At 44.3% G+C, this 14,695-nt stretch carries 8 protein-coding genes; 3 read left to right on the top strand and 5 right to left on the bottom strand.

The genetic code is table 11. The annotated features are described in order from the left end of the window. Positions 1 to 31: 31 nt before the first annotated feature. The 5 genes from OCU48_RS02585 to hemL all read right to left on the bottom strand — a co-directional run bounded on the left by OCU48_RS02585 (position 32) and on the right by hemL (position 9,329). Positions 32 to 1,705 carry an ABC transporter substrate-binding protein gene (locus OCU48_RS02585; RefSeq protein ID WP_141347160.1) on the bottom strand — a complete coding sequence of 558 codons (1,674 nt, stop codon included), beginning with the start codon at positions 1,703 to 1,705 and terminating at the stop codon, positions 32 to 34. A gap of 597 nt (positions 1,706 to 2,302) precedes the next feature. Continuing rightward, positions 2,303 to 5,701 (bottom strand): response regulator, encoded by a 3,399-nt coding sequence (locus tag OCU48_RS02590; RefSeq protein WP_141347161.1) that lies wholly within the window; start codon positions 5,699 to 5,701, stop codon positions 2,303 to 2,305. A 107-nt stretch (positions 5,702 to 5,808) separates the two neighbouring features. Continuing rightward, positions 5,809 to 6,828: a 16S rRNA (guanine(1207)-N(2))-methyltransferase RsmC gene (rsmC, locus tag OCU48_RS02595; RefSeq protein ID WP_141347162.1), complete on the bottom strand. Its 1,020-nt coding sequence runs from the start codon at positions 6,826 to 6,828 to the stop codon at positions 5,809 to 5,811. A gap of 13 nt (positions 6,829 to 6,841) precedes the next feature. After that, positions 6,842 to 7,927, bottom strand: a complete 1,086-nt coding sequence (locus OCU48_RS02600) for an AI-2E family transporter (protein ID WP_141347163.1) — start codon at positions 7,925 to 7,927, stop codon at positions 6,842 to 6,844. Positions 7,928 to 8,042: 115 nt separating this feature from the next. After that, positions 8,043 to 9,329, bottom strand: a complete 1,287-nt coding sequence (gene hemL, locus OCU48_RS02605) for a glutamate-1-semialdehyde 2,1-aminomutase (protein WP_141347164.1) — start codon at positions 9,327 to 9,329, stop codon at positions 8,043 to 8,045. A 197-nt stretch (positions 9,330 to 9,526) separates the two neighbouring features. Between hemL and erpA the strand changes: the two genes are divergently transcribed. The 3 genes from erpA to OCU48_RS02620 all read left to right on the top strand — a co-directional run bounded on the left by erpA (position 9,527) and on the right by OCU48_RS02620 (position 14,161). After that, the gene (gene erpA / locus OCU48_RS02610) at positions 9,527 to 9,868 is read left to right on the top strand and encodes an iron-sulfur cluster insertion protein ErpA (RefSeq protein ID WP_017028370.1); all 342 of its coding nucleotides are present in this window, start codon (positions 9,527 to 9,529) and stop codon (positions 9,866 to 9,868) included. A gap of 110 nt (positions 9,869 to 9,978) precedes the next feature. Next, positions 9,979 to 11,061 carry an efflux RND transporter periplasmic adaptor subunit gene (locus OCU48_RS02615; RefSeq protein WP_141347165.1) on the top strand — a complete coding sequence of 361 codons (1,083 nt, stop codon included), beginning with the start codon at positions 9,979 to 9,981 and terminating at the stop codon, positions 11,059 to 11,061. Positions 11,062 to 11,071: 10 nt separating this feature from the next. Further along, positions 11,072 to 14,161 (top strand): efflux RND transporter permease subunit, encoded by a 3,090-nt coding sequence (locus OCU48_RS02620; RefSeq protein WP_141347166.1) that lies wholly within the window; start codon positions 11,072 to 11,074, stop codon positions 14,159 to 14,161. Positions 14,162 to 14,695: the final 534 nt, after the last annotated feature.

Raw genomic sequence — 14,695 nt, forward strand, 5'->3', positions numbered from 1 at the left:
GCGCACCATTTGGTGCGCCTTTTAACGTCGATTACTCGACAGGTTTTAGATCTAGCACGTGAAGTAGACGCTCAGGAATACCAGCCCATACATTTGGACGGCCTTTTGCGTTGTTTTCAGTCCACCAACCCGTGAAGCGAGTAGTATTGTATTGGTAATTACTTGCACCAGACATGATTGGGATTGTGACTTGATGTTCAGCAATGATGCGCTGAATACCGTGTGCAATCTCCATTTGCTTACCTTTATCAGCAGTTTTGTAGAAACTGTTTAGTAGGTTATCTAGTTCTTCATTCTTGTAGAAGTGCATGGCGAAGCGAGGCATACCGCTGCCTTCTTGAAGGGCTGAGTTGTATGCGCTGTTCCAGTATAGGTGCGGATCAGCACCATGGAAGTAGTTGGTGTAAGCGACATCGTAAGTACCTTCAAGCATCGCTTGGTTGTATACCGCAAACTCAGGAGTACGAGCACGCGCTTTGATGCCAACTTCGTTTAGCTGTTCTACAGCCAGTTGAACGGTGTTGTTAAAATCTGTCCAACCGTTTGGCGACTGAATTAACAGCTCAAAAGACTTGCCTGATGGAGTTTCAACAAAGCCATCACCATTGGTGTCTTTGAAGCCGGCTTCTTTCAACAATTTTTGTGCATCTTCTGGGTGGTAAGAGTTGAATTTCTGGAACTTATTGTGAGTCCCTTCATCAGACCAAGCTTCGAATGCATAGCCAAGCCCAGAACCATAGTCATTTACGGTCCCTGCGCCATAGAATGCGATATCAATGATGGTTTCACGGTCAATGGCCATACCCATAGCGCGGCGGAAATCCACATTAGTGAGTGCTTCGTGCTTAGCCGGGTCTGGGTTCTTAAAGTTCACTACTAATGCTTGTGTGCCTGCTGGTGGGTACCAGTAACCATGATTCGGATTAGCAGCTTTATAGGTGCGGTCAATGTCTGGAATGAAAGACGATGTCCAATCCAGTTCAGAGTTTACTATCTTACTTAGAAGCTGATCGTTGTTCGCAATTTGTGGAACACGAAGACAGTCAACATTTAGATTGTCTGCATCCCAGTAATTCGGATTTTCACACTGAATATATAACTGTGGTGTAAAGGTATCGATCTCAGTGAACGGGCCCGAGCCTACAGGGTTTTCGTTGGTAAATGATGTTGGATCTTCCACTTTTGACCAAACGTGCTCGGGAACTACTGGTACCTTGGCAATTTCATAAGGAACATTTGAGTTGCCTTCCGTTAGAAGGAAGCGAACTTGATAATCATTCAGTTTCTCTACTTTGCTTACCCATTTGTTGATGCCTGTTTGATCTAACGCTGCGTGCGAAGCCACTAGGCCGAAAGAAAAAACAACATCGTCAGCAGTAAAGGCTTCACCATCAGACCATTTAACACCTTTGCGAATATCAAAGGTAACGCTCTTTAAGTCATCAGCCATTGTGAAGTTTTCTGCCAGGCGCATCACCGGTGTATTACCGTGCATCTCATTGAAAACAACCAAAGGTTCATAAATAAAGTCAGTCGTAGTGCGCAGGTTTGTCGCCAGATAGGGGTTAAAGTTGCGAACCATTGTAGGGTAAAAATCAGGTACGATAGTCAGCTCCGATCTTGCTGCAACGGGTGCTGAGATAGCAGTAACTGCAGTTGCGATTACTGCGGTAGCAAGAGCTGTTTTTTTTATGTTAGCAAGCATAGTTTATCCTTAGTCTGTGTTTGCTTCTTTATTAGTAAGTAACCAAGCTTGATTGCCTGAGCCTATTGCTTGAACAGTGCCACCCAACGACTTGACTGCTTAACTGTGGCGGGTCATCTGTATGACTCTGAGAACCATTGCTTGAGAGTAGAATTGTCTCTCAAGGTTAAATCGTCAATTTACATTCCCGTCAAAAACGTTAAACAAGACTGTTTTGATGTCAAAATCGTTAATATTGAATTGTTATCAAATACTGTTTTCGTTCTTTTTTTATACAAGCAATAATGAGGGATAGGGTTGTTGTTAGTGCTTACTTACTTCCTGTGCCTTTTTGATGTTTTGTTTGCATCAGGCTTTTGTTGATTCGTGATCTTGATTAATCAAAGCGTCATTACTTTATTCGCAAGTTAAAAATATGACCATGGATTTGTTGTGATTATGCTCCCATTTTTAATTAATTCTGGCTAAGTTAGGTCGATGCAGGGCTTTTATAGAAGAGATTTCTTGTTGTTTTTAGTGCTTTTTTAGAAGGGAGAAATAAGGGGTAGAAACAAAAAAGAGCTCATTACCGTGTGTAATAAGCTCTTTGATCTAGGGTTACTGTGTGACTAAGTTTTGTAACTGATCTCTTAATCCGACCACTTGAGCTCGCTGGGCATCATCATGATCAGAATGTGCAAGAATGAAGTCTAGAGAATTGAGTACTGTACGCCAACGAGGTGTTTTCGGTAGCGTTTCTATTCTTAGATATTTGTCCAACGTTCTCGTTTGAAGGGTGCTTCTATCGAGATACACACGCCATAGACCGCTTTGCTCGGCGAAATTGAACTTAGTATTACCATCGTGGTTTTCCCAATATTCAAGCGCTGATGACATGCAGTCTACGAGTAGCTGTCGCATATTTTGCTGTTTGCTGTCTTTGCTGTTATCCAACTGCCCGACTAAGTCTGCAAACTCATCACCCATCTCTTTAAGCTCTTCGAGTTGAGACTTATCTCCGGAAAAAGCATAACTAGCCAAGGCATCTAAAGCGACCTCAAGATTGTTGATGCGTTGGTTAGCATCATCAGGGTCTGAATTGAAGATAATCATGCCTCTTAGGCCGGTTTCTAGCGGTAGGGTGAAGATATCGCTGGCAATGACCTGTTTGGTCTCACCAACAAAAATATCGATATCTATGCTGCGGTGTGGCTGATCAAACTGCAAGTGCTTGGGCGCTATAAACTCTTCAATTTGTGAGCGCTTAACTTGCTCTATAGAGCGCTTTAATAACTCAGTTGCAGACTTATTAGCAAAGGTGATTTTGTGGTTTTCATTGATACAAACGATCGCTTCAGGGGTGCTCTCGAGTTGCTCTAAAAGCTTGGTTTGAGTCTCTAGAAGCAAAGATTCAACCTTTTCTCGCTGAGAAAGCTCTGCGCTCAATGAGTCATTTTCCTGTCTACGTTTTTCCGACAAACTCGCATTAATATGCACTTGAATTCGTGCAGAGAGCTCCTGCTTATTAAACGGCTTAACCAGATAATCATTAGCGCCACAGTCAAAGCCTTTCACTTTGTCCTCTACCTGATTCAGTGCTGTGAGCATGATGATAGGCAGTTCGTTGTAGTTGTAAAGATTACGTAAATACTCGCAAACTTGGAACCCACTCAGCTCCGGCATCATGATATCTAATAGCAGAATGTCGGGTTTCTCCTCGGCAATGAGATCAAGCACTTCACGGCCATTGTGCGCACTTACTACTCTATATCCTTCTACTCGCAAGAAACTTTCTAGTATCTTGAGGTTGACTGGTTCATCATCCGCAATCATGACTAGCTTGCCATCTGGATTGCTTGGCAGAGATAGAGACTGCTCATCAAGCTCTGTTTGATGAAATTCCTCTCGAGAGTAATGCTCAGTTTCTGACTCGCTATTGAAGGTATCAAGTTCTTGCTTACTTGCGAGTGGCAGAATCATAGTAAAGGTCGTGCCGAGCATGGGTTGGCTAGTAACAGTCAATTCACCGCGCATGATTTCAATCAAACGCTTACTGATAGATAGTCCAAGACCAGTACCTTGATGGTAGCCAGAAGCGTTACTTTGAGTAAGTGGTTCAAAGATATTATTGAGGTCTTCTTTGGGTATGCCGTGTCCGGTATCAATTACTTGTATTTTTAGGTGTTCACCTTGTTGCTCTGCATTTAAGATCACTTTACCTTCCGAAGTGAATTTAATCGCGTTACCAACAAGGTTGTACAGCACCTGCTCAAGCCTCTGTGGATCGGCACTGACCATAGGCAAGCTACTGTCAATTTGGTTGATGATGCGAACGGGCTTCTTATCGACGAGGTGCTTTGATAACTCGACAACCAACTGAGATGCAGACGAGAGTGAAACCGCGGTAGGTTCAAGCTGTAAATGACCATACTGCATCTTGTGGTAATCCAATAGGTCATCCACCAAGTTAGACAATCTGTGCCCGCTATTGATGATAATCTCTAGTTGGTATCTTTGGGATGGAGGTACGCTTCCATGAGCTTCGCTGAGTATAGCTTGCGCGACTCCAATCATACCGTGTAGCGGTGTTCTTAGTTCATGAGACGTGGTAGCCAAAAACTCATCTTTCAGCTTATCCGCAAGTTGAAGCTCACCGTTTTGTGTGGCGATAGTATCGAGGTTGAACTCAAGTTCTTTGTTTTGCTCTTTGATTAACTCAATTTTTTCTCGAATTGAACGCTGCATTCTTTCAAAGCTGACCGCAAGTCGGCCTATTTCATCTTTTCGCTTAGTACCTTCGACATTTTCTTTAAGATCGCCGGCAGAGATCCGCTCGGCAGCCCATGTAAGCTTGAGTAATGGGGTAGTAATGAAGTTAGACAGGTAGTGGGAGGCTATCACTACGATAATGGCTGCACTTAATACAATGATGAAAAACAGCTTAAATAGTTGGTTGACTCGTTCAAATGCGACTTCTTCTGGAGTTTCAACGACCACGGCCCATGTGAGACCATGCACATCAATAGGTGTATAGGCAGCGATGGTATTATCGCCAGATAAGTTTGTGTACGTCTTGACTTCAGCAAAGCCTTCAAGGGCTTTTATGGCTACTGGTGAACTTTGCTTTGGGTCAACATCGTTGCTATTGCTTGCCAATAACTTTAAGGATTTATCGAACAAGGATACGTTCAGGTTGACGAGGTGCTCTTCAGTAATGAGGCCTGTGAGTGCCGATAGCGGGAGTCGGAAAAACGCGTAGCTATGTAAGTAGCCCCTTTGCACAATTGGAGCTGCAAACCATGCTACTTCCTCTGAGTTACCAGAATTACCATTAATAGAGAAATCGCTCATAAGAACAATGTCATTATATTGTTCCAAGGAGTCTTTATTTGAGGCGACATAGTCTTTAAGTTGTTTAAACAGTTCGCCCAGTTCAGTTTTCTTGTAGCGTCCTGAATCAAGGTTCGTTGCATAGTAATCGTACTTTTGGATTGAGTAGGAGACGTTACCTTCAAGATCAACTAGTGCGATATCGTCGAAGTCTGAACGCTCTACCAAGCTTTGAAAGGTCGAATGATAGCGCTTGTGCAGCAATCGGTACCGCTCAACATTGGCGTAGTTGTCGTCGCTTTTGATAGTTTTTGTGCGGATCGCATTCCCAGAGCCGGGGATGTATCTCTGTTGACCGATACTTCTTGATTCGCCGAGGTCTTCCCCTAAGCGTCTGAAAGAGTCAATCAGCCCATAAAAACGTCCGCCACTGGCGTAAGCCAATTCCGAATGAACAAAGCCAATAACCTCAGAGTCAAGATTTCCAATATAAGCGGTAACCTTATTAGTATTACCATCTCTCATTGAAGTTAGATAGGTGGTGCTTTGTTCTTGAAGATCTTGAGTGTGAGATCGAAGAAAGAAAAAAGCGACCAGCAGCATCGGGATAAGACTGACTAGCATAAAGGCGCCCATCAGGGTGCTTTGTAGACGTTTAAACTTTGGGCGAGCGTGACTTTTTGACATAGGGTACTAATTCAAGGCCTGATAATGAGATCATCATTGCTGAAATGTACTCGGCAAATGCAGTGAGGCAAGCAAAGGCTTAAAAAAGCGTGTTGCCTCACACAGTTTTATTTCGTCGCGTGGTAAATCGCGAACTTATTGGTTTTACTTGTCGTCTCACAATTACCAAAGGCTTTTTCGATAATTGGAGGGTATTTCAGAAAACTATTGGCCACAATCACAAGCTCGCCACTACGAGTGAGATGCTTTGGAGCGTCTGTCAGTAAAGTTTCTGTCGCGCTGTAACTGGTATCTAATCCTGAGTGGAAGGGCGGATTACTGACAACAAATTGGTAATCTTTGCTTGCTTCAGAGTAAACGTCAGTAGCAAATACCCGTCCTTTGAGTCCATTTGCCTCTAGGGTGCGCTTGCTTGACTCCACTGCAAAAGCACTCACGTCACACATCTCTAGTTCTATCGAGGGATTTTTGAGTGCCATAGCTGCACCAATAATGCCTGCACCGCAGCCAAAGTCGAGAACCTTGCCCTTGAGCCTGGGTAGGTTAGCGAGCAACAATTTAGAACCTAAATCAAACTCACCATGGCTGAATACTCCTGGCAGGCTTTGAACTTCGATAGTGACGCCTTCTAGTTCAACTTGATAAGACTTGAAGTAATCGTTGAGCTCAAAGGTTTTGGGTGGCGTTTGGCTTAACCCCCAGTAAAAAGAGCAGCGGCGCGCCGAGTCATATTTATTAATAAGACCAAACTCTTTAAACATTTTTTCTATACTTTTTACCCCTGAGCGATTTTCGCCGATAACGGCAATTTCTGTTTCCGGTGGCAGTTTACTTAGCATCATCTCGAGCAAATATTTTGCTTCACTTTTTGCCTTTGGCCAATAAAGCAATAGCATGTCTGCATCAACATTATTATCAAACTCAACCCCAAACTGGCTATCAACACCAATGCGTTGCATTTGTTGATGATAACCATAATGGGTCGTAAATACAGTCACCGCCTGTGCATGCTGCTGTAGCTGTTTTGGGAAATGATCCTCAGCTTCTCCTGCAATGACGACTCGCTTTCCTGCGAAGTAAGCAAGTTGACGTTCAGCGATTTGGCTTGGGGCAGTGTAGGCACTCATTAATTTACTCTTACTAGTTGTTATCTTGCTGATCGAGGAAGTCGTTGAACTCTTCTTCATACATGGTAAACAGCACCATAGTGATGGCAAAGATCAGCGGGCCGTAGATTAAACCAATTAAGCCGAAGACATGCAAACCACCAAGCAAAGAAAAGAAGATCATTAAGGTATTCATTCCCGCACTTCCCTGCATTAGCAGAGGACGTAGGATGTTATCGATAGAGCCGACTACTGCAACTGACCAAATCAACAAGAATATGGCCCAACTGGTATCACCAGTTAAAAGAAGGTACAGGCAAGTGGGCACCCAAATTAATGCGGTGCCAATGATTGGGATAAAGGAAGCAAAGCCCATCATTGTGCCCCAAAATAATGCTGGGAAGCCCACCAACCACATAGCAAAACCACCCGCAGCACCCTGAGCGATCGCGGTCAAGAACGACCCCATCACGGCAGACTTTGAGACGTTCTCAATCTCATCTAGAAGTCGGTCTTCTTGTGAACGAGAGAGAGGCAGAATATGACGCATGGTGTTGATTATTTTTTCATGGTCGCGCAGTAGGAAAAACAACACAAATAACATCAAACCAAAGTTCATTAAGAAGTTGGTTGCGCTACCCACAACGGAGGCACTGATAGCAACCAAATTAGAACCGAATGTGCTGGCAAGTTCTGCGACTTTTTGCCCTATTTCAGAGGGTTTTAATGTGTCGAATGGTAAGTACGTATTTGCTATGTCAAGGATCTTAACCACCCAAGGCTGAGCGAATAACTCCTGCACACCGCCATCGGTAACCCAGTGGTAGACTCCTTGGGAAAAAGATGAGCCCTGTTGGATTATCGCAGTGAAGACTAGCAACAGCGGTATCACGATGATAAAGGTTAAAATAATGCATGAGAGTAAGGCGCTGGTATTTCTCATGGTAGGCATCTTTTTATCAAGCCACTCATGAATAGGGAATATCAGCAAAGAGATGATGAACGCCATTACGATTGAATTGACATAAGGCCTAATTAAGACAAAGCAGGCATACGCAAAAACCAGTAGCGCAACAATTAATAGCCATTGGCTTGAGGTAAGTTGGAATTTTTTTTGCACTTGAAACAGCCTACTTATAGTGTTTGTAATTATAAATCATAGCGTTATGCAACATGAATCGCTAGAAATAAAAAAGGAGCCCGAAGGCTCCTTATTCGCTTTTTACTGCTTGATACTAAGCGGATAAAGCGGCAAAACTACGGTCAGCGGCTGCGAGCGTTTGCTCAATATCGTCATCAGAGTGAGATAAAGAGGTAAAGCTTGCCTCAAATGCAGATGGCGCAAGGTAAACCCCTTCTTCTAACATTAGATGGAAGAAGCGTTTGAATCGCTCAACATCGCATTTCGCTACTTCCTCGTAGCAGTTAACTTGCTGTTGGTCGGTAAAGAAGAAACCAAACATACCGCCTACTTGGCTCACCAATAGTGGGATTCCATGCTTATCTGCACGCTCTTTGAAACCTTGAGCTAATTTTGCTGTGATTTCGTTAAGACGCTCTTCATTGCCTGCTTGTGCCAGCTGAGTCAGACATGCATAACCTGCTGCCATAGCGATAGGGTTACCTGATAGTGTACCCGCTTGGTATACAGGGCCTGTTGGGGCAATGTGTTGCATTACTTCTTTACGGCCACCAAACGCGCCTACTGGCATACCGCCACCAATAACTTTACCTAGCGTCGTTAGGTCTGGTTTCACGTTGTAATGCGCTTGAGCACAGCCAAGTGCAACTCGGAAGCCAGTCATTACTTCATCAAAGATAAGCAGTGCGCCATTTTGGTCACAGATTTCACGCAATCCCTCTAAGAAGCCATTAATTGGCGGAATACAGTTCATGTTGCCTGCAACAGGCTCAACAATAATGCATGAGATTTGCTCTGGATTGGCATCAAACAGCGCTTGAACTGAATCAAGGTTGTTAAACGTTGCGGTTAATGTGTGCTTGGCAAAATCTTCAGGTACACCTGGTGAACTTGGCTGGCCTAGAGTCAATGCCCCAGAACCTGCTTTAACTAGCAAGCTATCAGCGTGGCCGTGGTAACAACCCTCAAATTTCATGATCTTATCGCGACCTGTGTAACCACGAGCCAAACGGATTGCGCTCATGGTCGCTTCTGTGCCAGAGCTTACCATACGCAATTGTTCCATTGACGGAACAAGAGAAGACACAAGCTTAGCCATGTTGATCTCAAGCTCAGTTGGAGCACCAAAGCTAAGGCCACGCTGCGCAGCTTCTACAACAGCATCACGAATAACAGGGTTATTGTGGCCCAAGATCATTGGTCCCCATGACCCGACGTAGTCGATATAAGCCTTGTCGTCTGCATCATAGATACGAGAACCATCAGCGCGTTCAATGAAAAGTGGGGAACCGCCAACGCCATTAAATGCGCGTACTGGCGAATTAACACCACCAGGAATAATGGTTTGTGCTTGCTGATAGAGTGCTTCTGATTTGCTCATTAAAGAATCCTTGCTTTTGGATAGCATTTTGGGAATGACAGCATTGTAATAAATATTGGGCACAAGTCTAACGCTTGTGTCTCACTATTAGTTCGAGTCGCGAGATTACAATACTTGAACACTTTGCTCAGGTATTAGATAATCGCCACAACAACACTGCCACCTAGAGTGGCAACATCGAATAAAGAGAGGTCTCGGTGAGCGAATTAAATGTCCCTTTGAATTTTTCTGACGCAGCAGCTGCGCGCGTTAAGGTATTGATTACAGAGGAAGAAAATCCTGAACTTAAACTGCGTGTATACATTACAGGTGGTGGTTGTAGTGGTTTTCAATATGGGTTTACCTTCGATGAGAAAGTGAATGAAGGCGACTCGATTATAGTGAAAGATGAGGTGACCCTAGTGGTAGACCCTATGTCTTTGCAGTATTTAATCGGTGGAACAGTTGATTACACAGAGGGGCTTGAAGGTGCACGTTTCTTCATTAATAACCCGAATGCAACAACCACTTGCGGTTGTGGAGCCTCATTTAGCGTGTGATCCTACCCTCAGAAATAACCGGCAGTATTCGGTACAGTAGTCAATTACAAAGGCTGTGCCGTATAAACAGCTAGGCAAGGTCGCCTACTGATAATTAAAAGGATTTAGTTATGCCGTTAAGAAGGACAGGGCATTTTTTTGCCCAACGACCTTGGATCATCTCGCTTACTCTTGTTGTTGTCCTTGGTGCTTGGCTTGCAGCCGGCGCTCTTAGGGCAGAACAGTCCCCAGAACAGCCTCCAGCAACAGAACGCAGCGTACCTTTAGCTAAGGTTGTTGTTACTCAATTCAATGCCGAGCCGGTCGCTCGCAAAATCGAACTCTATGGCCGAACTGCTCCCAATCGTCATGTTGAACTCAGTGCCGAGCTCGCGGGCACGATAAAAACATTAAGGGTTCGCAAGGGTGCTACGGTCAAACGTGGGCAAATCATCGCTTTAATTGACAAAGGTGATTTGGAAATCCAGCTAGATCGTGCAAATGCCTTGTTGCGAGTTAAACAAAAAGAGTTTGATGCTGCTACCTCCCTTAAAAAACGTGGATTACAGAATGAGGTGGCTTTTACTAAAGCAGAAGCTGAACTTGTCAATGCAAAAGCGACGGTCGCCAATGTTAAATTAGGCCTCAAGAACAGCATTATTCGAGCTCCGTTTGATGGCATCATCGATCGTTTACATGTTGAATTGGGGGATTATGTGTCGCGTGGCGATGAGGTGGCTCATCTTATTGATCTTGAAACACTTGTTATTGAAGCTGATCTCAGCGAGCGACATATCCAGCACGTAAAGAAAGGGCAAACAGCCGACATTACCTTACTTAGAGGCGAAAAACTTCAGGGCACCCTGCGCTATGTGTCTCGAAACTCTTCTGTGACAACCAATACCTTTCCCATTGAAATAGAAATTGCGAATAAAGATCAAATGCTTCCCTCTGGCGTGAGTGCAGAGGTCGAGCTTGAACTGGAAACTCAAATGGCGGTTAAGGTCACGCCAGCGATGCTAGCACTGGATGAAGCGGGTAACCTTGGCGTGAAAACACTGCAGCAGAATAAGGTGTATTTTGTTGGCATTCAGATTGTAAAAGCTGAGCAAGATGGTGTCTGGTTGAGTGGCTTAGGTGACAGCGTTGAAATTGTCACCAAAGGGCAGGGCTTTGTTCGTGATGGTGACTCTGTCATCGCTGTTCGACAGTAGAGGGTAAATTATGCACTCTATCATTGATGCTGCTCTCAACCGTTCTAGGACAGTATTAACGCTTTTATTTATGCTAATAGTGGCTGGTGTATATACCTATATCACTATTCCTAAGGAATCGAGCCCAGACATTACCATTCCTATTATTTATGTCTCAGTGAGTCATCAAGGCATCTCACCTCTAGATGCAGAGCGAATGCTAGTACGCCCCATAGAGCAAGAACTTCGCTCAATTGAGGGCGTTAAAAAAATGACTTCTACTGCATCTGAAGGGCATGGTTCGGTGACGCTAGAATTTGTGGCAGGCAGTGACCTCAACAAAGCAATGACAGATGTTCGAGAGGCAGTTGATCTGGCTAAATCAAAGCTTCCAGATGACAGTGATGATCCCACAGTAAATGAAGTGACCCTTGCCAGCGAACAACCTATTTTGTCGGTGGCTTTGTATGGCACAGTGCCAGAGCGAACCATCGTTCAGATCGGCCGTCGGATTCAAGATAAATTAGAGAGCTTCAAGCAGATCTTAGAAGTAGATATAGCCGGTGATCGCGACGATATTGTTGAGGTGATCGTTGATCCCCTATTGATGGAGAGCTATGGCCTTGATCAGGGAGATATCTATAACTTGATTGCGGCGAGTAACCGCGTAGTGGCGGCAGGTTTTGTGGATACCGGTTATGGACGCTTTTCAGTGAAAGTGCCCTCTGTTTTTGCGTCTTTGCAAGATGTGCTTGAATTGCCGGTTAAGGTAGATGGCAAGCAAGTGATTACCTTTGGTGATGTCGCATCGGTAAGACGCTCTTTTAGAGATCCTGAGAGTTTTGCACGATTGGATGGTGAAAGTGCTGTAGTGCTTGATGTCAAAAAGCGTGCCGGTGAAAATATTATAGAGTCGGTTGATATCGTAAAGGCGGTTATTGCAGAAGCTCAAAAGCTACCTGATTGGCCAAGCAACCTATTGGTTAAGTACACCTATGATGATTCTGAAGATGTCGATCGCATGTTGACTGATCTTCAAAACAACGTGCTGTCAGCCATTATCCTTGTCGTTATTGTTATCATTGCCATTCTTGGGATGCGCACCGCTCTTTTAGTCGGTATTTCAATTCCTGGATCTTTCCTCACCGGTCTACTGGTACTTTCTATCTTTGGTCTGACGGTTAATATCGTCGTGCTGTTCTCGCTTATTATGGCAGTGGGAATGCTGGTGGATGGGGCGATAGTAGTTACTGAATTCGCTGATAGGAAAATGCAAGAAGGTTCGTCTCGCAAAGAGGCCTATCGTGATGCAGCCAAGAGGATGGCGTGGCCTATTACCGCCTCAACCGCAACAACTTTAGCCGCATTTGCTCCATTGTTATTCTGGCCTGATACCACTGGCGAGTTTATGAAGTATCTTCCTCTGACCTTGATAGCAACTCTCAGTGCTTCCTTGGTAATGGCGCTGGTATTTGTGCCTGTTTTAGGTAGCTTGATTGGTAAGCCTCAATTTATGAATGCGGCTACGCAGACTCGTATGCAGCAACTTCACGATGGTGATTTTGAAAAGGCTACAGGCATTACCAAACTGTATTACCACACACTCGCAATTGCCATTAAACATCCTCTGAAAGTGTTGTTGAGTGCAGTGCTGTTGGCATTTGCTGTTGGCTTTGCTTATAACAAAGCAGGGCTTGGTGCCGAGTTTTTCCCAGAGGTGGATCCACCTTACTTTAATGTTAAGGCTCGTTCTTATGGCGATCTCTCTATTATTGAGAAAGACAGCATTATGCGCGAGTTGGAAAGGGAGATCATAGGTCACCCTGAACTTGAAAGTGTTTACACCCGAACAGGCGGTCAAGATGAAATAGGCACCATACAAGTGACACCTGTAGATTGGCAAAATCGCCGTTCTGTAAAAGAAATTATTGAAGAGCTGCGAGAAAGAACGGACAAGTTTGCTGGTGTCGAGATTGAATACAAGTTTCCGGATGCAGGCCCTCCGGTTGAGAACGACTTGGTGATAGAGGTGACCTCTCGAGATCCTAATTTGATTGATTCAGCGGCCAAGAAAATACGTCTATGGGCTGATGGTAACCCTGCCTTGACTAATATCAGTGACAATTCAAGCAAGGAAGGTATTGATTGGACTATCGATGTAAACCGCGCTGATGCGTCTCGATTTGGCGCGGATGCTTCTTTGGTGGGTAATACGGTTCAGTTTGTTACCAATGGTTTAAGAGTGGGGGACTACCTACCCGATGATACCGATGATGAGGTGGATATACTGGTTCGTTACCCTGAAGATAAGCGAGATATTGGTCGTTTTGATGAGCTAAGAGTAAAAACACACGTAGGATTAGTGCCTATTACTAATTTTGCGAAGGTAAAGCCAGAACCAAAGCAGGACACCATTAATCGCTTGGATGGTAAGCGTATTGTTAATGTCGTGGCGGATATGAGCGAGGGCTATAACCTCGCGATAGAGTTACCGTCAATTCAGCAAGCATTGCAAGGTTTGGAACTAACAGAAGGCGTAGAGTTTAGAATAAAAGGGCAAAATGAAGAGCAGCAAAACTCTTCGAGTTTTCTGCAGTCCGCTTTCTTGGCGGCGCTGGCTGTAATGGCTCTAATTCTGATCACTCAATTTAATAGCTTTTATCAAGCGTTATTGATCTTAAGTGCAGTGTTGTTTTCAACGGTTGGGGTTTTTGCAGGTTTGCTCTTGTTCCAACGCCCGTTTGGTATCGTGATGTCAGGCATTGGCGTTATTGCGTTGGCGGGTATTGTCGTCAACAACAATATTGTTTTAATAGATACCTTTAACCAATTGCGTCAACGTGGCTTATCAAAAGAAGAAGCGATATTGCGAACGGGTGTACAGCGTCTTCGACCTGTCATGCTTACCACAGTTACCACCATTCTTGGTTTAATGCCTATGGTGCTACAAACCAATGTAGATCTCATCAACCAGAAAATTGAAATTGGCGCACCTAGCACTCAGTGGTGGACCCAGCTAGCAACAGCCATTGCCGGAGGGCTAGCCTTCGCTACAGTGCTAACTCTGGTACTGACGCCATGTTTATTAATGTTTGGAAGAAATAAGATAAAAACAGATTGAAAGGGGCGCTCTTTTAGCTGATAGCTCAGCGCCTATCTCTTGAACACAATTCAAACTATGAGGTAGGTGTTATTCCCACCTGTGGTATACATCATTCTCGAGTGTTTTTATCGAGAATCTGTTTCTACGCCACACAATCGAAAGGTCCCCGATAAAAGCTCTCGGGGACGACGAGTTGTTTGGGATAAGTTTTCAATGCTTACCAAGAATCTAGCATCCGATTTAATCTAACTTGTGTATGAAAGTCAGGCTTGTAGCTTGTAGCTTGTCTCTTGATCACAAGCTCTGCTCTGAGCTATGCGTCATTCTCGAGTGTTTTTATCGAGAATCTATTTCTACGCACACAATCGAAAGGTCCCCGATAAAAGCTCTCGGGGACGACGAGTTGTTTGGGATAAGTTTTCAATGCTTACCAAAAACCTAACCGCCGATTTAATCTAACTTGTGTATGAAAGTCAGGCTTGCAGCTTGTAGCTTGTCTCTTGATCACAAGCTCTGCTCTGAGATATGCGTCATTCTCGAGTGCTTTTATCG

Source organism: Vibrio inusitatus, from assembly GCA_024346935.1.
GTDB lineage: Bacteria > Pseudomonadota > Gammaproteobacteria > Enterobacterales > Vibrionaceae > Vibrio > Vibrio inusitatus.